This is a genomic window from Candidatus Pelagibacter ubique HTCC8051 (genome assembly GCF_000472605.1).
In the GTDB taxonomy this organism is placed as follows: Bacteria; Pseudomonadota; Alphaproteobacteria; order Pelagibacterales; family Pelagibacteraceae; genus Pelagibacter; species Pelagibacter communis_B.
Window position 1 is genome coordinate 612,914 of the sequence record NZ_KI421440.1, and the last position, 18,672, is coordinate 631,585.

Annotated in this window: 23 protein-coding genes, 2 tRNA genes and 1 riboswitch; of the genes, 13 read left to right on the forward strand and 12 right to left on the reverse strand. The window is 27.1% G+C overall.

Going from position 1 to position 18,672, the window contains the following annotated elements; all coding sequences use genetic code 11:
• Position 1 precedes the first annotated feature (1 nt).
• Genes plsX through F754_RS0103355 form a run of 4 tightly spaced genes read left to right on the forward strand, consistent with a single transcriptional unit; the run spans position 2 to position 1,865 of the window.
• Positions 2–1,003 (forward strand): phosphate acyltransferase PlsX, encoded by a 1,002-nt coding sequence (gene plsX, locus F754_RS0103340; RefSeq protein WP_023648501.1) that lies wholly within the window; start codon positions 2–4, stop codon positions 1,001–1,003.
• Positions 1,004–1,008: 5 nt separating this feature from the next.
• Positions 1,009–1,308 carry an integration host factor subunit alpha gene (locus tag F754_RS0103345; RefSeq protein ID WP_023648502.1) on the forward strand — a complete coding sequence of 100 codons (300 nt, stop codon included), beginning with the start codon at positions 1,009–1,011 and terminating at the stop codon, positions 1,306–1,308.
• Positions 1,301–1,672, forward strand: coding sequence for a MerR family transcriptional regulator (locus F754_RS0103350; RefSeq protein ID WP_023648503.1), 372 nt, complete (start codon positions 1,301–1,303; stop codon positions 1,670–1,672). Before F754_RS0103345 ends, F754_RS0103350 begins: the two co-directional genes overlap by 8 nt.
• A gap of 1 nt (position 1,673) precedes the next feature.
• Positions 1,674–1,865, forward strand: a complete 192-nt coding sequence (locus F754_RS0103355) for a 50S ribosomal protein L33 (RefSeq protein WP_023648504.1) — start codon at positions 1,674–1,676, stop codon at positions 1,863–1,865.
• Here F754_RS0103355 and F754_RS0103360 read toward each other — a convergent pair whose 3' ends face one another.
• A complete protein-coding gene (locus F754_RS0103360) occupies positions 1,866–2,156 on the reverse strand; it encodes a chorismate mutase (protein WP_023648505.1) in 291 nt (96 codons plus the stop codon). It abuts the gene before it with no gap.
• Positions 2,157–2,199: 43 nt separating this feature from the next.
• Between F754_RS0103360 and F754_RS0103365 the strand changes: the two genes are divergently transcribed.
• Positions 2,200–3,222 (forward strand): COX15/CtaA family protein, encoded by a 1,023-nt coding sequence (locus F754_RS0103365; RefSeq protein WP_023648506.1) that lies wholly within the window; start codon positions 2,200–2,202, stop codon positions 3,220–3,222.
• A gap of 30 nt (positions 3,223–3,252) precedes the next feature.
• Here F754_RS0103365 and F754_RS0103370 read toward each other — a convergent pair whose 3' ends face one another.
• Positions 3,253–4,581, reverse strand: coding sequence for a PLP-dependent transferase (locus F754_RS0103370; RefSeq protein ID WP_023648507.1), 1,329 nt, complete (start codon positions 4,579–4,581; stop codon positions 3,253–3,255).
• A gap of 1 nt (position 4,582) precedes the next feature.
• Positions 4,583–4,650: riboswitch (SAM riboswitch) on the reverse strand.
• Between the two features lie 138 nt (positions 4,651–4,788).
• Here F754_RS0103370 and rplM point away from each other — a divergent pair.
• The 7 genes from rplM to F754_RS0103405 are packed head-to-tail and all read left to right on the forward strand — an operon-like array spanning position 4,789 to position 10,022.
• On the forward strand, positions 4,789–5,247 hold the full coding sequence (gene rplM, locus F754_RS0103375) for a 50S ribosomal protein L13 (protein WP_023648508.1): 459 nt from the start codon (positions 4,789–4,791) through the stop codon (positions 5,245–5,247).
• A 1-nt stretch (position 5,248) separates the two neighbouring features.
• Positions 5,249–5,686 carry a 30S ribosomal protein S9 gene (gene rpsI, locus F754_RS0103380; protein WP_023648509.1) on the forward strand — a complete coding sequence of 146 codons (438 nt, stop codon included), beginning with the start codon at positions 5,249–5,251 and terminating at the stop codon, positions 5,684–5,686.
• Between the two features lie 33 nt (positions 5,687–5,719).
• Positions 5,720–6,742: an N-acetyl-gamma-glutamyl-phosphate reductase gene (locus F754_RS0103385; protein WP_023648510.1), complete on the forward strand. Its 1,023-nt coding sequence runs from the start codon at positions 5,720–5,722 to the stop codon at positions 6,740–6,742.
• Complete coding sequence (locus F754_RS0103390; RefSeq protein ID WP_023648511.1) at positions 6,739–6,966, forward strand: hypothetical protein; 228 nt, start codon at positions 6,739–6,741, stop codon at positions 6,964–6,966. Before F754_RS0103385 ends, F754_RS0103390 begins: the two co-directional genes overlap by 4 nt.
• Positions 6,963–8,255: a homoserine dehydrogenase gene (locus tag F754_RS0103395; RefSeq protein ID WP_023648512.1), complete on the forward strand. Its 1,293-nt coding sequence runs from the start codon at positions 6,963–6,965 to the stop codon at positions 8,253–8,255. Before F754_RS0103390 ends, F754_RS0103395 begins: the two co-directional genes overlap by 4 nt.
• A complete protein-coding gene (locus tag F754_RS0103400; RefSeq protein ID WP_023648513.1) occupies positions 8,255–9,154 on the forward strand; it encodes an AEC family transporter in 900 nt (299 codons plus the stop codon). The genes F754_RS0103395 and F754_RS0103400 overlap by 1 nt, the downstream gene beginning before the upstream one ends.
• A 16-nt stretch (positions 9,155–9,170) precedes the next feature.
• Positions 9,171–10,022 (forward strand): DMT family transporter, encoded by an 852-nt coding sequence (locus F754_RS0103405; RefSeq protein WP_023648514.1) that lies wholly within the window; start codon positions 9,171–9,173, stop codon positions 10,020–10,022.
• 552 nt (positions 10,023–10,574) lie between these two features.
• Here the strand turns inward: F754_RS0103405 and F754_RS0103410 are convergent.
• On the reverse strand, positions 10,575–10,853 hold the full coding sequence (locus F754_RS0103410) for an MGMT family protein (protein WP_023648515.1): 279 nt from the start codon (positions 10,851–10,853) through the stop codon (positions 10,575–10,577).
• Positions 10,854–10,877: 24 nt separating this feature from the next.
• Positions 10,878–11,042 carry a hypothetical protein gene (locus F754_RS07750; protein ID WP_155242590.1) on the reverse strand — a complete coding sequence of 55 codons (165 nt, stop codon included), beginning with the start codon at positions 11,040–11,042 and terminating at the stop codon, positions 10,878–10,880.
• 90 nt (positions 11,043–11,132) lie between these two features.
• On the opposite strand from F754_RS07750, the gene F754_RS0103415 reads away from it, so the two are divergent.
• A complete protein-coding gene (locus F754_RS0103415) occupies positions 11,133–12,089 on the forward strand; it encodes a tyrosine-type recombinase/integrase (RefSeq protein WP_023648516.1) in 957 nt (318 codons plus the stop codon).
• A 17-nt stretch (positions 12,090–12,106) separates the two neighbouring features.
• Here F754_RS0103415 and F754_RS0103420 read toward each other — a convergent pair whose 3' ends face one another.
• From F754_RS0103420 to F754_RS0103455, 8 genes are all read right to left on the reverse strand, one after another.
• Positions 12,107–14,230: a glycosyltransferase gene (locus F754_RS0103420; protein WP_023648517.1), complete on the reverse strand. Its 2,124-nt coding sequence runs from the start codon at positions 14,228–14,230 to the stop codon at positions 12,107–12,109.
• Positions 14,227–14,481 (reverse strand): GIY-YIG nuclease family protein, encoded by a 255-nt coding sequence (locus tag F754_RS0103425; protein ID WP_051332839.1) that lies wholly within the window; start codon positions 14,479–14,481, stop codon positions 14,227–14,229. The genes F754_RS0103420 and F754_RS0103425 overlap by 4 nt, the downstream gene beginning before the upstream one ends.
• A gap of 5 nt (positions 14,482–14,486) precedes the next feature.
• Positions 14,487–14,561, reverse strand: a tRNA-Glu gene (locus F754_RS0103430).
• 50 nt (positions 14,562–14,611) lie between these two features.
• Positions 14,612–16,306, reverse strand: a complete 1,695-nt coding sequence (gene recJ / locus F754_RS0103435) for a single-stranded-DNA-specific exonuclease RecJ (RefSeq protein ID WP_023648519.1) — start codon at positions 16,304–16,306, stop codon at positions 14,612–14,614.
• Positions 16,303–17,250: a class II fructose-bisphosphatase gene (gene glpX, locus F754_RS0103440; RefSeq protein WP_023648520.1), complete on the reverse strand. Its 948-nt coding sequence runs from the start codon at positions 17,248–17,250 to the stop codon at positions 16,303–16,305. Before glpX ends, recJ begins: the two co-directional genes overlap by 4 nt.
• Positions 17,250–18,242, reverse strand: a complete 993-nt coding sequence (locus F754_RS07580; protein WP_023648521.1) for a putative transporter — start codon at positions 18,240–18,242, stop codon at positions 17,250–17,252. Before F754_RS07580 ends, glpX begins: the two co-directional genes overlap by 1 nt.
• 3 nt (positions 18,243–18,245) lie before the next feature.
• Positions 18,246–18,527 (reverse strand): ETC complex I subunit, encoded by a 282-nt coding sequence (locus F754_RS0103450; RefSeq protein ID WP_023648522.1) that lies wholly within the window; start codon positions 18,525–18,527, stop codon positions 18,246–18,248.
• A 6-nt stretch (positions 18,528–18,533) separates the two neighbouring features.
• Positions 18,534–18,610 (reverse strand) — tRNA-Pro (locus F754_RS0103455).
• Positions 18,611–18,672 lie beyond the last annotated feature (62 nt).

Here is an 18,672-nt window from a genome sequence, read left to right on the forward strand (position 1 = left end):
AATGACAGATCTGATAAAAATTGCAGTCGATGCAATGGGTGGTGATAACTCACCAAATAAGATTATTGAAGGAATAATTCTTAATCATAGAACTAATAAAAATTTGTTTTATAAAATTTTTGGTGATGAAAATAGAATAAGCCCACTTATCAATAAAAAAATAAATAATGATTTTTTTGAAATCATACATACTACAGATATAGTTAAAAGTACTGATAGCCCACTTGAAGGAGCTAAAAGAGGAAAAAAAACTAGTATGTGGCTTGCAATTGAAAGCGTTAAGAAAAAAGAGACAGATATTGTAGTATCAGCTGGTAATACTGGAGCTCTATTAGTTATTTCAAAACTAAATCTTAAGATGATTGAGAATATTGACAAACCAGCATTATCAGCTTTGTGGCCAAATAAAAATGGGATGAGTGTTGTGTTAGATTTAGGTGCAAATATAGAATGTAGTTCTAAAAACTTATTAGATTTTTCTATCATGGGCGCTTCTCTTTACACATCTTTATATCCTGGGCTAAAACCAAACGTAGGTTTATTAAACATTGGATCAGAAGAACTTAAAGGAAATGAAATTATTAAAGAAACATACCAAAATCTAAATGATAAAAAATCTGATAACTATAATTTTTCTGGCTATATAGAGGGGAACCATTTAATGGATGGAGAAGTTAATGTAATAGTTTCTGATGGTTTTACTGGAAATGTAGCTCTTAAAACTGCTGAAGGGACAGCAAATTTTATTACAGATGAACTTAAAAAAGCTATGACGGGATCTTTAATTGGAAAAATTTCATCATTATTAAATATTTCAAATTTGAAAAAATTTAAAAAGCGACTAGATCCAAGACTTTATAATGGTGCTATATTTATTGGGCTTGATTCCCCTGTAGTTAAAAGCCATGGTGGAACTGATTTTATCGGATTTTCTAATTCTTTAGATGTTTGTCATAGAATTATAAAAGGTAATTTGATAGAAAAGATTAAGCAAAATATTTAATTTTAATGAGAATAAATTTAACTAAAAAAGACTTAGTTAATTTAGTTTATATGCAACTAGGTTTTTCAAAACAAATTTCTGAAAACCTTATTGAGGATTTTTTATCAACAATTGTCTCAAATATTAAACAAGAAAAGAAATTAAAATTATCTAAATTTGGAACTTTTACTATAAGAGAAAAAAAATCAAGAATAGGAAGAAATCCAAAAACAAAAGAAACTAAAATGATATCAAGTAGAGACGTCGTATTATTTAAACCTTCAAAAGAATTCAAAGAATTTGTAAATTTGAAAGATAATGGATAAGTCTGATAGTGCCTATAAAACAATAGGAGAGGTTGCTAAAATATTAAATTTGAAATCTAATAAGAAGGGTGAACTTCCAACACATATAATTAGATTTTGGGAGACCCAATTTAAACAAATCAAACCAAAAATTTTAAATTCAAATAGAAGATATTATGATGAAAATTGTATTAATATTCTCAAAAAAGTTAAATTTCTTCTTAAAGAACAGGGTATGACTATTAATGGTGTAAAAAAAATACTTAATGGAGTTCAATCTTTAGAACTTGACGAATTGGCAAATAATTCTATAAAAGCTGATAATTTAAGAAATAAATTAATTAAGATTTCTAAAATTGTTAAAAATTTAAAAAATTTAAAATAAAATGGCAAAAAAAACACACATAAAAGTTAGACTAGTTCCAGAGTCAAAACCTGACAGCCCTTTTTTTTATTATGTGAAAAAACCTGCTGGTGGAGAAAAAGCTAAAGTTAAACTTTCAGCTAAAAAATATAATCCAGCTACTAGAAAACATGAAAACTTTGTGGAAAAAAAACTTCCACCGCACAGTAAATAATTATTTTTTTTTGAAATTTCGTCTTTCGAAATCAATATAAGACCAAATCATATTCTTCCATATACGATTAGTAATTTTTGGGTCTATTTTAAGCTTTTTAGATTTTCCTTTAATTTTATTTAAAATAAAATTAATCCTTTTTTGATCTATTATTTCTTTTTTAAATTCTTTTAATTTGAGCACTTCTTTGACAAGAGAAGTTCGGTATTTGATTAGAGCTAGAAGTTTATTGTCTAACTTATCTAGTTTTGTACGAATTCCATCTAATTTTTTTTTATTTTTTGGCGACATTTAATTTATTGGATTAATGAATAATTATTATATTTATCTATATATGTACAGTCAGAATAGTCATTTAAATTTCCAATTAAAGGTCTGGTTACTTACACTTATCGTTCTAGTTATTCTTATAATTTTGGTTGGTGGATTAACAAGACTAACAGATTCTGGATTATCTATAACAACTTGGGAATTGTTTGTTGGTTTTATTCCACCATTAACAAATGATAAATGGATTGATTATTTTAATCTTTATAAAACCATTCCAGAATTTAGTGAACAAAATTTCAATATGTCACTAAATGAATTTAAGGTAATTTTTTGGTGGGAATGGGGTCATCGTCAGCTAGGTAGATTAATTGGGTTAACTGTATTATTACCACTCATTTTTTTTTCCATCAAAAATGGATTGTGGATCTTAAAAAAATATGGATTAATTTTTTTATTAGTTTGTTTTCAAGGTTTTATTGGATGGTATATGGTATCCAGTGGCTTAATTGAAAGAGTAGATGTTAGTCATTATAGACTTTCACTCCATCTAGTAACAGCTTTTATAATATTATCTGTTATATTTTGGAAATTTCTTAAATTAACTAAAATACAAACTATTGATATCTCAATTAACATCAATTTAGTAAAGTTTTTCCTTTTTTTATTATTTTTACAATTAATAATTGGTGCCTTTGTATCAGGAATGGATGCTGGAAGAGTTTACAATACTTGGCCTATGATGGGTTCATCTTACTTTCCTGATGATAGTCAATTTATTGAATTTTTAAACTTAAATGTTTTTGATAATCCTTCTATAGTTCAATTTATTCACAGAAATTTAGCTTACTTAATTGTTTGTATTTATATTTATATACTTTTTTGTATCATCAGAGATAGGATTGAAATACTTAGAAAACCTGTAATTATTATAGGGGTTAGTTTATTTTTACAGATTGTTTTAGGAATATTTACTATTTTATCTGGAGTAAAAATTTTTTATGCATCTTTACACCAGATAAATTCAATTTTGATTATTCTTTCCACTCTATATTTTATCTATATTACAAAATATAGGAGAATTAATTAATTTCTGTTTGTCGACATATAAATACTTTATTTAACTTACAGCTTTTAAGTTACCTTTTGAGGATTTATCTAGAGCTTGATCTAAGTCGTCAATAATATCATCAATATGTTCTAAACCGATGCACAATCTAACATAACCAGGTGTTACACCAGCAGCTGCAAGTTCGTCTTCAGTTAATTGACTATGAGTAGTAGTTGCTGGGTGAATTGCTAAACTTCTTGCATCACCTATGTTAGCTACATGATAAAACATCTTTAAAGACTCGATAAATTTTTTACCTGCTTCTATTCCACCAGCTAATTCTATCCCAACTAATGCACCATTACCGTTTTTAAGATATTTCTTGGCTCTACTAGAAATTTCCTCATTATGTTCAGTTGCATAGATCACTTTAGAAATTGCTTTGTGTTTTTTTAGATAATCAACAACTTTTGTAGCGTTTTCACAATGTTGTTTCATTCTTAAAGCAACAGTTTCTAAGCCCTGAATCACTCCAAAAGCATTATCAGGTGATAAAGCTGATCCTAGATCTCTTAATAAAGTTACTCTTGCTCTTACAGCAAAAGAAACATTTGCGCCTGTTAATTCAGGTACTGCTTTTCCCCAAACTACTCCACCATAACTTGCGTCTGGTTCGTTGAATAATGGTTGTCTTTTTGGATCTGTTGTCCAATCAAAATTACCACCATCAACTAAGGCTCCCCCAACAACTGTTCCATGTCCAGCAATGTATTTTGTAAGTGAATAAACAACTACTGCTGCTCCATGTTCAAGTGGTTTACAAATAACAGGTGCTGCTGTGTTATCAACAATTAATGGTATATTGTATTTTTTACCAATGTCTGCAACTTCTTTAATTGGAAAAACTCTTAAATATGGGTTGGGTAAAGTTTCACCATAAAAAGCTCTTGTTTTTTCATCAATAACTTTTTCAAAGTTTTTCGGGTCAGAAGGGTCAGCATATCTAACTTCAATACCAAGTTTACTCAATGTATGTGTAAACAAAGATACTGTTCCTCCATATAGATCTGTTGAACTAACAATGTTATCTCCTGCTTTAGCTACGTTTAAAATTGCAAAAGTAGAAGCAGTTTGTCCTGATGCAACTGTCAAACAGGCTAAGCCGCCATCAAGTGCAGCAACTCTTTTTTCAAGAACATCATTGGTAGGATTCATGATTCTTGTATAAATGTTACCAAATTCTTTTAGCGCAAACAGGTTGGCTGCATGTTCGGTACTATCGAATTGATATGATGTAGTTCTATAGATTGGGACAGCTACCGCATTAGTCGAGGGGTCACTTCTATAGTCACCTCCATGAATTGCTATTGTTTCTGGATTATTTCTTTTTGTACTCATTTTACTCCCTTTTTTAGTGCTTTAACTTAATGCAAGGCGCACAATACAGTTCAAATGCCTACCGATTAATTGTTGAAAATTCCTGTTTAGCAGTTTTATGCCCGCAATAGGATCAAATCGGCAATTTCTTTTTAGCAGATAAGTCTTATATTACAAGTTAAATATCAAATTGACTTTGCAATTAATAATAGTATTAATCCTCGCACAATGACAAAATTTGTAAAAAAAGATCAAGTAACTTCATCATGGTATGAAATAGATGCTACAAACGCTGTAGTTGGAAGATTGGCTACTGTAATATCTAAAATTATTAGAGGAAAAAACAAAACTACTTACACACCCCATATGGATCATGGAGATTTTGTTGTAGTAAAAAATATTGAACAAGCGAAATTTACTGGAAAAAAATTTCAAGATAAGATTTATTATAAACACACTGGACATCCCGGTGGAATTAAAGAAACAACACCAGAAAAATTACATGAAAAAAAACCAGGTGAAACTTTAAAACTTGCTGTAAAAAGAATGTTACCTGGTGGTGTATTAGGTAGAAAACAATTAACAAAATTAAAGATTTATTCTGGAAGTGATCATCCACATACAGCACAAAATCCTCAAGTGATTGAATTGGGTAAATTAAACAGTAAAAACTTAGCAAGAACTTAACATGGAAAATACTCAAACAACATCAAAAACACCGAAGTTAAAACTAGACTTTAAGGACAGTAAATATGCAACAGGAAGAAGAAAAACTTCGATTGCAAAGGTATGGTTAAAAAAAGGTTCTGGTAAGATTTATGTAAATGGTAAATTATTTAGTGAATATTTTTCAAGCGAATTTCATCATCTTCAAATTACGAGACCTTTCGATATAATCAATCAGTCTACCGATTATGATGTAAGATGCAGTGTAAGTGGGGGAGGACCTACTGGTCAAGCAGGAGCTTTAGTTCACGGTATTTCTAAAGCATTAGTTATGTTTGATGAAAATTTAAAATCTACCTTAAAAACTGAAAAACTTACAACCAGAGACTCTAGAGCAGTAGAGAGAAAAAAACCTGGTAGAAGAAAAGCTAGAAGAAGCTTCCAATTTTCTAAAAGATAATTCTCTTTTAAATTTTAACTGTTATAATAGATTATGGCTAAGCTTAATGCATTGATTGCTGGATCAACTGGATATATTGGAGTTCAATTAATTAAATTATTAATTAAACACAAATATATAAATATTAAATATCTCTGCGGTAGTAGTTCTGTAGGAAAAAATATTTCTAATTATGATAAATCTCTATCTGGGAAAAAGTTACCAAGAATTATTAAATTTAATAAAAAACTTTTAAAAGATGTTGATATTATTTTTACAGCATTACCAAATGGAGAAGCTCAAGAAATATCAAAATATTTAACAAAAAATAACACTTTAATAGATTTAGCAGCTGATTTTAGATTAGAAAAAGTATCAGAATATTTCAAATGGTATAAACAAAAGCACAGAGCAGTAAATTTAATTAAAAAAAGTATTTATTGTCTGCCAGAAGTTAATGGAAAAAATATAAGTAAATACCAGATTATATCTTGTCCTGGATGCTATCCAACTTCAATATTATTACCATTAATTCCTCTTATCAAAAAAAAATTAGTTAAAGTTAATAATATAATAATGGACTCTAAATCTGGTTATTCAGGAGCTGGTAGAGGTGTTCATAAAAAGTATAAAAATAAAAATCTATATGAGTCTTTGAGTGCATATGGTGTTGGTTTTCATCGACACAATTCAGAGATTGATCAAATGTTAAATAAATTTACTAAAAAGAAATTAAGTTTTAATTTTACACCTCATTTAACTCCTATGTTTAGAGGTATATTAAGTACAATTTATATTGATCTTGAAAAAAGTGCTACTCAGTCGAAAATAATTAAAACACTAACATCTTTTTATAAAAAAGATGATTTTATTAAAATTTTAAAAGCAAATACATTATTAAGTACAAACGATGTTATTAACTCAAACAATTGCTTTATATCTGTTTGTAAGTCAAAATATAAAAATAAAATTATAATAATTTCAGCTATTGATAATTTGATTAAAGGAGGCGCAGGCCAAGCAATACAGAATTTAAATATGAAATTTAATTTTCCAATTAATACAGCATTAAAATGAAATTAGTCTTTATATTTTTTATTATTTTGTTTTTAAATAATTGTTCGTTAAACAAAGATTCTGAATATTGGACAGAAGAGGTCGTTAAAAATAGTGATGATCAAAATAAAATATCTGAAGTATTAAAAAAGTCAGTAGATATAACAAATATGACAAATGAAGAATATGAGATTTATATAGATGAGTATACAAAAAAAAGTAAATATCCAGATATAGACCAATGAACAAATCAATAAATATTGCTGTAGTAGGCCTTGGTCAAGTAGGCTCTTATCTACTTAATGAATTGAATACTAAAAAAAAAGATATTCAGATAAAAACTGGTAAGAAAATTAATATTATAGCCATTTCAGCAAAAAATATTAATAAAAAAAGACAATTTAAAATCAATAAAAAAATATTTTTTAAAAATCCACTAGAAATTTTTGATAAAACAAAAGTTGATATTTTATTTGAAGTAATAGGTCAGTCAGGTGGTGTATCAAAGAAAGTTATTGAAAAAGCTTTAAAAAATAAAATTCATGTAATAACTCCAAATAAAGCATTAATTTCAAAACATGGAAATGAATTAGCCAAAATCGCTGAACTTAATAATGTTAATCTTGAATTTGAAGCATCTGTCGGTGGAGGTATTCCAATATTAAGATCAATTAAAGAAGGTTTAGCTACTAATAAGATTTCGAAAGTTTATGGAATTTTAAACGGCACATCTAATTATATTCTTTCTGAAATGGAAAATTCTAACCAAAGTTTTTCTGATGTATTGAAAAAAGCTCAAAAACTTGGTTATGCTGAACCAGGTAACCCAAAACTAGATCTAAATGGTTTTGATGCTTTCGCAAAAGTTCGAATTTTATCAGCATTATCATTTAATAGTAAAATTTCTAAACATAAATGTTTAATGGAAGGAATTGAAAAAATTGATCTTAAAGATATTAAAATTGCAAACCAACTTGATTTAAGAATAAAACTTCTAGGAATATCTGAGTTAAAAAATGGTAATTTGTTTGAAACAGTACATCCGTGCCTTGTGAGTAAAAAATCTTATATTGGTAATGTTGGTGGTGTAATGAATGCGGTTATCCTTGAAGGTAAACCAATTGGCGAAAGTATTTTGCAAGGTGAAGGCGCTGGTCCAGGTCCAACGTCATCAGCATTGTTGTCTGATTTATTATCTATTTTAAGAGGTAACATTAAAAAACCTCTTGGAATTTCTGTAAAGAAACTAAAATCCTTCAAACCATATAATGTAAAAAATTATATAAATTCATTATATTTAAGATTTGAAGTTAAAGACAAACCAGGTGTTTTATCACAGATTACTAATCGACTTGCCAAATACAAAATATCTGTAAAAAGATTAATTCAAACTCCTAATAAAAAAGATAATAAAGCTACAATTGTAATAATAACTCACAAAACTTCTGAACTTAATTGTAATAACTGTTTATCTATATTTAAGAAAAATAAAAATATTCTTAAAACACCTGTGTTAATCAGGTTATATAATTAATGGACATATATTTAAAACTCTTTGAAGTTTTATTTCCAGTCTTTTTTATAGTTGGAATTGGTTTTTTATTGGGAAAAAAGAACCCAAATTTTGACACTTCTTTCATAACTACATATGCAGGAAATTTTGGAACTCCTGCATTGGTAATTTTTGCACTTACTGCTGGTGGTGTAACTTTTGATATTTTTAAAGAATTCTTTTTTTATGCTTTAATACTTTTAAGTGCATTTGGAATAATTGGATTAGTTTTTTTAGTTTTAATGAAAAAAGATTATATAAGAGAGCTACCTACATTTATTTTGCCTAATACGGGAAATATGGGTATTCCAATATGTTTATTTGCGTATGGAGAGCTAGGTATGGGTATAGCCGCAGCAATTTCTTCACTAGTCGTCCTTCTTCACTTCACATTAAATATTTTTTTAGCTAAAAGAGCATTTGATTTTCAAACTATTTTTAAAAGTCCTGCATTCTATGCAATAATAATAACTGTTTTATTTTTATACTTTGAGCGACCTGTTCCGCAATTTGTAATGAATACCGTTATGTTGCTGGCATATGGAATGATAGTCATGATATTGATGTCTTTGGGTGTTGCACTCACTCAAATGAAAGTTTTCTCCTTCAAAGATGCTGTAATAACTTCAACTGGAAGAGTAATTTTAGGACCCATTATTGGGTTTATTTTAATAAAGATTTTTGGCCTAACAGGTGTTTCGGCTGGTGTCGTATTAATTCAATCTTCTATGCCTAGTGCAATATTATGCTATTTAGTAGCCTCAATGTATTCACCAAAAGAAATTGTTGATAATATTTCTAGTACCATTGTTGTATCTACAATTATGTCGTTAGTTACGATTCCTATTACTTTATTCTTTGCTTTAAAATACTTCTATTAAAAGGTATCCTTTTATTATGAAGGCTATAATTTTAAATGCTTCTGCATGGATGATTGTTCCAGTGATGGACGCTTTTGCAAAATATTTAAGTTCATCTATGGATGTTCTTCAAATTACATGGGCTAGATATTTCTTCACTGTAGTTTTTACTTTATCTTTAATGTTAATTTTCTACAGACACACATTGGTATGGACAAAAAAACCAGCACTTCAATTGATAAGGGGATTAATATTTGTTTTTTCTACGTACTTATTTTTTTATGCAATATCAGAGATTTCTCTACCTAAAGCTTTAACTTTAGCTTTTGTTGCCCCTATATGTGTAACAGCTTTATCTCCTTTCTTCCTCAATGAAAAAGTAGGGGTGAAGAGGTGGGCCGCAGTTTCCCTAGGATTTATTGGAACGTTGATTGTAATAAGACCTGGCTTCATTGAGTTAAATTTAGCTACAATGGCTGCATTAGGTAATGGAGTTTGCTATGGATTTTATCTTATAATAACTAGGAAACTCAGTACTTCAGATAATCCACTATTAACACTTTTGTTGTCAGGTTTGATTGGAACTATCATAATTAGCTTATTTATGCCTTCTGTTTGGGTTAATCCAACGTCAAATCAATGGATTTTAATGGCTTTAATAGGCCTTATAGCGTCTGTAGCACATCTTTTTCTTATATTATCACTCAAATATGCTGATGCCTCTAAATTAGCTCCTTTAGGCTATACAGAGATTATTACTAATATCATTATTAGTTATTATTTCTTCCATGAACTTCCTGATAATTGGACTTATCTGGGTCTTTTTATTATAGTGTTAAGCGGTCTATATATCTCTAGGAGAGAATATTATCTAAGCAAGCTAAATTAATAGTAATAAATTATTTACTATATACTGATGTATTAGATTAGTTATATATAATAAATTATTGTAATTGTTAATTAATTTGATTATATAAAAATGTAGATAATATTATAATATAGTAAAAAAAATAAACTATATATTTAATTAACCTCGATAATCAGTGATAATAAGATAAACATTAATCTAATATTCAGCTTCATATTAATAAAAACTTATATCAATAATTCAAATTTATTGTTATTGATTAAAATTGTTTAATAACAACACTTTTAAACATTCTAACATAAATGATTCATTTTAAAGTGCAGTAGGGGAGTGAAAATAACTAAAAATACAACCTTTTTTTTCATCTTCTAAAAGTATTGGTATCATTAAAAACTAGAGCAATGCACTATCAGAATATACGCTTTAAACGCCCATAGAGCACCTTATTTTAAGCAAAGATCGATATCTAGTACAACTGAAGGGTGTACAATACCATTTATGGGAAAAAGGATTAAAATAGCTTATAAGTGTTTATTTATGCGGTTAATTTAGGTATTTGGTATATAAAAAATGCTATTTAATTAAGACCTTCTCTAATCTCAGTAATCGCCTTTTTTGCTGAATACCACCTTTTCCTGAGTAGCCACCAAGGCTGCCATCAGATCTTATCACTCTATGACAAGGTATTTTGGGTGGATAGGGGTTTTTGCCTACTGCATTAGCAACTGCTCTAAAAGCTTTAGGTTTTCCAATGGCTTTAGCAACTTCAAGGTAGGTTTTAACTTTACCTTTTGGTATTTTCCTCAAATAATTCCAGACTTTTAGTTGAAACTTAGTTCCATTTAAGTTCATAGAGTTTAAAACCTGTGTTATTGGCTATTTTATTGAATTACTATTGTATGTTAAAATTGATCCATCATCACAGTTAAAAGTTTGACCAAAAATGATGTCAGGGCTACTCATGAAGCTAGCTGTACAGTTTGCATGACTATTGCTAATGCTAGAAATAATAAGAAAAAAAGACAATATTAAAGTTCTCATTTTTTTAGATTAATCTTTTTTTAATCATTGACAATTATTTTTTACTAATATATTATTAACGATAATTAATGGTTATCAATAGTAATAATGATGAATAATATAATAACAGATATAAAAGCTTTACAAGAAGAAACATTATTAAATTTGCAAAGCTCTAAAGCAAATAATACGGTCAGAGCTTACAAATCAGATTTTAATGATTTTGGATTATTCTGTGCTCAGAATGGATTTAAGTCACTTCCGTCAGAACCAAAAATAGTTTCTTTATACCTGACACATTTAACTACGAAAAACATTAAAATGAGTACTTTAAAACGTAGATTGGTATCAATAGGCGTTATTCATAGACTAAAAGGTCTTTATTTAGATACTAAACATCCATCAATAATAGAAAATGTAATGGGTATAAAAAGAAGAAAAGGAAGTATTCAAAAAGGAAAAAAACCATTATTAATCAATAATTTAAAACAAATAATTAATGTAATTGATAATGATCAAAATAATAAAATTAAGAAATTAAGAGATAGAACGATAATACTAATTGGATTTTCAGGTGGATTTAGAAGAAATGAAATAGTCTCTCTAGACTACGATGATTTAGACTTTGTAACAGAGGGACTTAAAATTAATCTAAGAAGATCAAAAACTGACCAATTTGGAGTAGGATTAGTAAAAGGAATACCCTACTTTAATAATACACAATATTGTCCAGTTTTAAGTCTCAAAAAATGGATTGAAGTATCTCATATTAATTCGGGACCTATATTTAGAAGGTTTTCTAAGGGCTCTAAATTAACTAATAATAGATTAACTGATCAAACAGTTGCTATTATAATAAAAAAATATCTTAAAATTGCTGGCATTGAAAGTAAAAATTATTCAGGACATAGTTTGCGCTCAGGCTTTGCTACGTCAGCTGCAGAATCTGGAGTAGAGGAAAGGAACATTATGGCTATGACAGGTCACAAATCTCCTGAAATGGTAAGAAGATATATCAAAGAAGCAAATTTATTTAAAAATAATCCACTAAATAAAATAAAGATATAAACATAAAATTTAATTTTTTATTTTGTCCAAATAAAGTTATTTGAACTCTTGTAATCAAATAGTTTTGATAACATATAATCACTCACAATGGTTGAGTTAAAATATTTGATATAAATATCTCTACCTTTTTTGGCTATTTTTTTTGCTTGTTTTGTATCTTTTTTATATTTGTTAATTTTATAACTTAAATCATCTAAATTAGAGTAGTAGATAACCGAGTCTTTGCCGATTAAATCATCAAATTGTGTTTCCTTATCAATAAAAGTTAAAAGACCATTTCCTAAAAGTTGAGCAATTCTATCACTACTATAATATTTAGCTGGTTTGCCCCTACTCAAATTTAGACCCATTTGAGATTTTGATATAGCTTCTATAAAATTATTACCCCAGACGGGTTGTATTTTATCCATACCATAAATATCAAATATAATTTTAGAATTTTTTTTAATTAATTTTTTAATAAATTTTTCTCTATTATCATATTTACCATCTTTAAGAACTCCTCGATGAACACCATGACTCATTGCAAAAAAAATATCATTAGGACAATTAACTTCATAATTTTTTAATATTTCAAAAGATGTATCTGATGGATTCGGTATAAAAAAAGAATTATTAATTTTATATTTAAGGAGACTTGGGCAAGATGTTAAAAAGGTAAAATCAATATTTTTTAAATTATTAGAAATTCTTTCATTATTTTTAATATAATCAGGGCCATGTTTATGTATTGGATCTAAAAACCATTGGCATATTCGTAAATTTTTATTTAAATTTCTAAGTTCACTAATAGTAGAATTATTAATAGAGTCTACATGGCCTAAAACTAAACAATCAGGTTTAAAATTTTTAAAGTTTTGAATGATAGATTTTTGTAACTGTTTTTTACCCGTAGGATCTAGAATTTTTTTATTATCATGGATTATATCTCTATCACTTAAAGTTAAAACATTATGACCTAATCTAACAAAACCATTATTCAGTCTTCTACCAGTATTATACTGAAGTCTCCCATCAAAACGTCTATTAAAATTAGTTAAATGTAAAATTTTTAAAATCTTATTTTTTTTTACATTAAATTTAACTAATGGTATTGGTATTAAATATTGATCTCTAATAGTGTCTAGTATTTTTGATATATATTTATGAGTAAATTTAAATTTTTTATAGTTTTGTTGCTGTAAAAATAAAAGTTTTTTTTTATTTTTGATAAGTTTTTCTATTTCATTAAATAATGATTTTGAAGATAATTCATTTAGTTTAATAGCAACACTTGAAGTCTCTGGTAAACCTCCACGATTAGAAATTATAACAGCTGATCCTCTACTAGCAGCCTCTAAACTAGTTCTACCAAAAGGCTCTTCCCACCTTGAACAAGCAATTGAAATACTTACTTTTTTTAAATGATTTAAAACATATTGATTATTTTTAAAACCAAATAAATGTAAATTTTTATGATTAAAGATTAATTTTTCTCTAGGCTCATCACCAAAAACACTTGCAGACCAATTTGGATATTTATCTAAAATTTTAATAATAGTTTTTCCAAAAATATCATACCCTTTGGCTTTATTTAATTTACCTACAAATGAAATAATTTTTTTCTTTTTTTTAAAATCAATTTTTATTTTTGATGTTGATTGATAACATAAATCAGTTTTTTTTAAATATTCAGATTTATTTTCAAAATTTTTAAAAAATCTATTCCTACACCATTCACTATTGAATATGATTTTATCCACATTTTGAAGTAATTTAATACGATCGTCAACTGATCTTGATCCATTCATTTGTAGAGGGTCATTATGTAGAAACAAAAATAAATGTTTATGATATTTTTTTCTTATAATTGAAATATAGCTAGGTCTATTGTGAATTTCTATTAAGTCAGAATTTATTTTACTTTCAATATTAAGAAATTTTTCGACATACAATTTATTAGTACTAGAAAATATCTTTTTTTTAAATTCTATATTTGTATAACTTTTAGAAAGAAAATTTTTATAATTTGTATTACCAAAAACTGTAATTGATTTCTTATAAAAGCTTTGATTAATTGTATCATTAACAAATAATGAAACAGCACCTGCATAGTTTGCAGAAAAATTCTCCTTAAATGGTAACAAAATTGATATTTTCATTTTATTGATTTCATTAATAATTCATTTCTTAAAATTCTATCTTTTTTTAACTTATATTCATATGCCATTGCAGAATTTTTTGATTTAAATTTTCTACTATAAATCAATATCCACTTATAACCTTTAGTTGATTTAGCTCCTTTATTAGAATTATGTTTTGATAGTCTTAGATTTAAATTATTTGTATATCCAACGTATGTCTTTTTAATACCAGGAGTTATAGTTTTTAACATATATGTATAATAGAACATATCAATGGCGGTCCCTGGGGGAATCGAACCCCCCTTTGCAGGATGAAAACCAGCTGTCCTAACCGATAGACGAAGGGACCGTTGAAAAGTCTTTTATTTTAAAAGATGGTAAAATTCAAGAGTTATTCAGCTACAAAATTAAGTCTTTAATATTTAATTGGATAGTTTTTTTATTATTCCAAAAATTTTGATGTATTTGAGCAATTAAATTTATCTCTTTTTTATATGACAACAAGTATTCACCTAATTGGCTATTCACAGAATTAAAACATATTGATTTAATTGATGATCCAATACTAGGTTTAATTATAACAGATATATGTTTATCTCTAATTGTTTCTGGTTTGATAATTTTAACATTTTTGATTAAAAATATAGGTAATAAATTTTCATTTCCAAATGGTCCTAATTTAGAAATTTCACTTAAAAACTGACTATTAATAGCAGAGATTGATAGCTCTGAGTCATATTTGATAGAATTATCAAAGTTAGTATTTTTTTTTGAAAAATCTTTTTCTATGAAATTACGCAAAAGATCAATATTTTTTTTTTTAAATGAAAAACCAGCAGCCAAATTATGACCCCCACCATTTTCAATTATCTTTTTATCAATTAGTAATTTAATTAAATAACCAACGTTATATGACGAAGTTGATCTGGCAGATGCTTTTAAATAATTATTTGATTTAGTTATGACAATCGCTGGTTTATTAAAATAATCTTTTAATCTAGCTGCTATAATTCCAATTAAACCTTCATGTATATTATTGTCTTGATAAATTATAACATTGTTATTTTCTTTTTTAATTTCTTCAAAATTAAGATTATTCAAAATATTTTCTTCAATTTTTTTTCTTTTGTTATTCAGATTAATTAAATCTATTGATTTTTTTTTAATAATTTCTTTATTATCAGTGGATAATAATTCTACTCCATAATTTGAATAATTTAATCTACCACCGGCATTTATTATTGGACCAATTAAAAAACCTAAATCCTCTATAGAAATTTTTTTTTTTATGTCATGTTGATTAAATATAAATTCAATTGCTGCATTATCTTTAATATTAAAATCTTTTATTGTATTAATAGCTATAATTTTATTAATTTTTCTTAACGGCATTACATCACAAATAGTTGCCAATAATACATAAATTAAAAATTTTGATAATTTAAACTTTGATTTATTTTTTTTTATTAAAATATCTAAAAAAAAATAAGTTAAAGTAGTAGCACATAATATAGTATGTTCTTTTTTTATAATATTTTTTTTTGGATTTATGAGAGCGTTAGATTTTGGGTATGGGCTATTGATTTCATGATGATCTATAATTATAGATTTAATATTATTTTGTCTTAAAAAATCAACAGCATCAATTGAATTTGAACCACAATCAACCATAATTACCAATTTAGGTTTTTTTAATATTAATTTTTGGAAAAGCTTCTTACTAGCGCCATATCCATCTACCACTCTGTCAGGAATATAAAAAAAATGAGGTTGATTAATGTGGGTTAAATATCTTACCAACAATGAAGTTGCGCAGGATCCATCGACATCATAATCACCTAATATACAAATATTTTCTTTTTTTTTAATAGAATCTATAAAAATTGATGAGGCTTTTTTAAAATCAAAATCATTTATAAATATATTTGATAATTTTTGATTGTTATTGATAGAAAAAATTTCTGTAGCATCATAATTTCTAGATACAACAAAATTAGATAAAAAATTTGTTAACTCATAATCTTGTTTAACTTTTTCAGCAAGATTTTTGTTAATTTTTTTTTGTACCCATTTTTTTCCAGTAATAGATATCATTCATTAATTGAATTAACACTTTTTACAATTTTTTTAAAATTACAACTTTTATGTGTAATTAAAGTTTCACATAAAAATTTATCTTCCTTTATAGAAATACCATTTAAAACTGCACTACTTGTTATTCCTGATGCACAAAAAATAGAGTCACCCTTAATTATTTCATTCAATTCATATTTTTTGTTTAAATCGTTTATTCCTAATAATTTGGCTTCAGCTATATCTTTTTCATTATCAAAAATAAATCTTCCTTGAAAATGACAATTAAAAGCATCTAATGCTGATGCAGCAAGAACTCCTTCTGGTCCGCCACCTATACCTAAAAACATATCAACTTTGTATTTAGGATCAGAAACGTATAAAGCACCAAGTACATCTCCATCTGATATAAGTTTTATATTTACTTTCAGATCTTTTAACTCATCAATAATTATCTTATGTCTTGGTCTGTCTAAAATACATACAGTTAATGAAGATACATCTTTATTTTTAAATTTTGATAAATTTTTAATATTTTTTTCAAGTGGATAGTCTAAATCAATTAGGCCTTTATCAATTTTTCCAGTTGCTATTTTATTCATATAGGTTTCTGGAGCATTAAATAAATTTCCTTTTTCTCCTATCGATATAACGGCTATTGCACCAGGTAAATTATTTGCAACAAAATTTGTTCCTTCTACAGGGTCAACAGCAATATCAAATTCAGGACCGTTTTTTGATCCTAAAAATTCTCCAGTATAAAGTAATGGTGCCTCATCTAAAGTTCCCTCCCCTATTACAACCTTACCATTCATATTAATTTTATTTAACTCAGCCCTCATAGAGTCAACTGCAGCTTGATCTGCTCTATTTTTATCTTTTTTACCAATTTGGTATGAAGCTGCTAATGCTGCTTTAGATGTGACGTTGATAAATTGATCAATAAATTTTTTATCTATTGCCATTAAATTTTTTCATCAATAAATTCATCTTGATTTATCTTTGACTCAAATTCTCTCAAACGTTTATATACGCTAGCAAATTCAATTATTGTAGGCCAAGCTTTAAGAATATACTGCATTGAACCTTCAACTCTACCAAAAGCTCTTATTATTTGCTGCATAACACCAAGTGTAACAGCTCCAGCAACAATTGCAGGAGCTAAAAAAACATACGCTGAAAGTACATTTGCTTGAAGGTAAGCAATCCTACCAATATTAAAATATAAATATCTAATATAACTTAAAAAATGAATTTCTCTAACACCATTAAAAAGTTCCTCAATTGATTTTGGTCTTATAGTCCCATCATCTTCAGCAACAACTAATATTTTTCTATATGCTGCCTCTTTTTTTTGAAGATCATATTCAACACCAACAAGTCTTAAAATTAATCCTAAAATAATCAAAAATATTGTTCCACCAACTGACCAGATTAAAGCACCTACAATTAGACCATAATCCCAATCACCGAAAAAGAAAATTGGAATACTTATACTTAAACCAAATAAGATTGGCATAAACTCAATCAAAATCATTAAGGCTTCAATTAAACTTGTACCCAAAGACTCCATTATTCTTGAAAATTTTATTGTATCTTCTTGTACCCTTTGAGAGGCTCCTTCAATTTTACGAGCTCTATCATAAACACTATGATACCACTCAACCATTGAAGTTCTCCATCTAAACAAATAATGTGAAGTAAAATAACTTACAATAACAGCTACAGCTACATAGAATGCAGCTAATGTAATAAATGATAATAAACTAGACCAATATTCTTCAATAGTTATAGCATTAGGTTTAGAAAGAGCTTTTTGAATCATATCATAAAATTGACCAAACCATTCATTAATTTTGACATCAATTTTAACTTGAACCCATAATGATGTTAATATTATCATTGATCCTAACCACGACCACATGATCCATTTTTTTAATTTAAAAAATCTAAACATTTATTATTTTAAAAAATTATCTGCATATGATTTTTTTACAGTTTTTCTTTTTTTTGGTTCAATTAAATCAAAATTAATTTTATTTTTTTTTGCATAGTTGATTGCTAATTCTTTTGTTGAAAATTCCAATTTTAACTCTGATAACGTATCTATTGAGCTTTCCCAACCCATCAAAGGATTTTTGATTGGATCTTTAGTTATAAATTCTAAAATCCATTTATTGTTTTTTGCAGTACCTGACTGCATAGGACTTTTATTTGGTATATAAATTATTGCTTTACTCATAAATGATGGTCGGAGTGGCAGGATTCGAACCTGCGACCCTCTGGTCCCAAACCAGATGCGCTACCAGGCTGCGCTACACTCCGATCCGATTACTAATACAGTAGATATAGATTATTTCAAAGTATAAATAGATCAAAAATAAAAG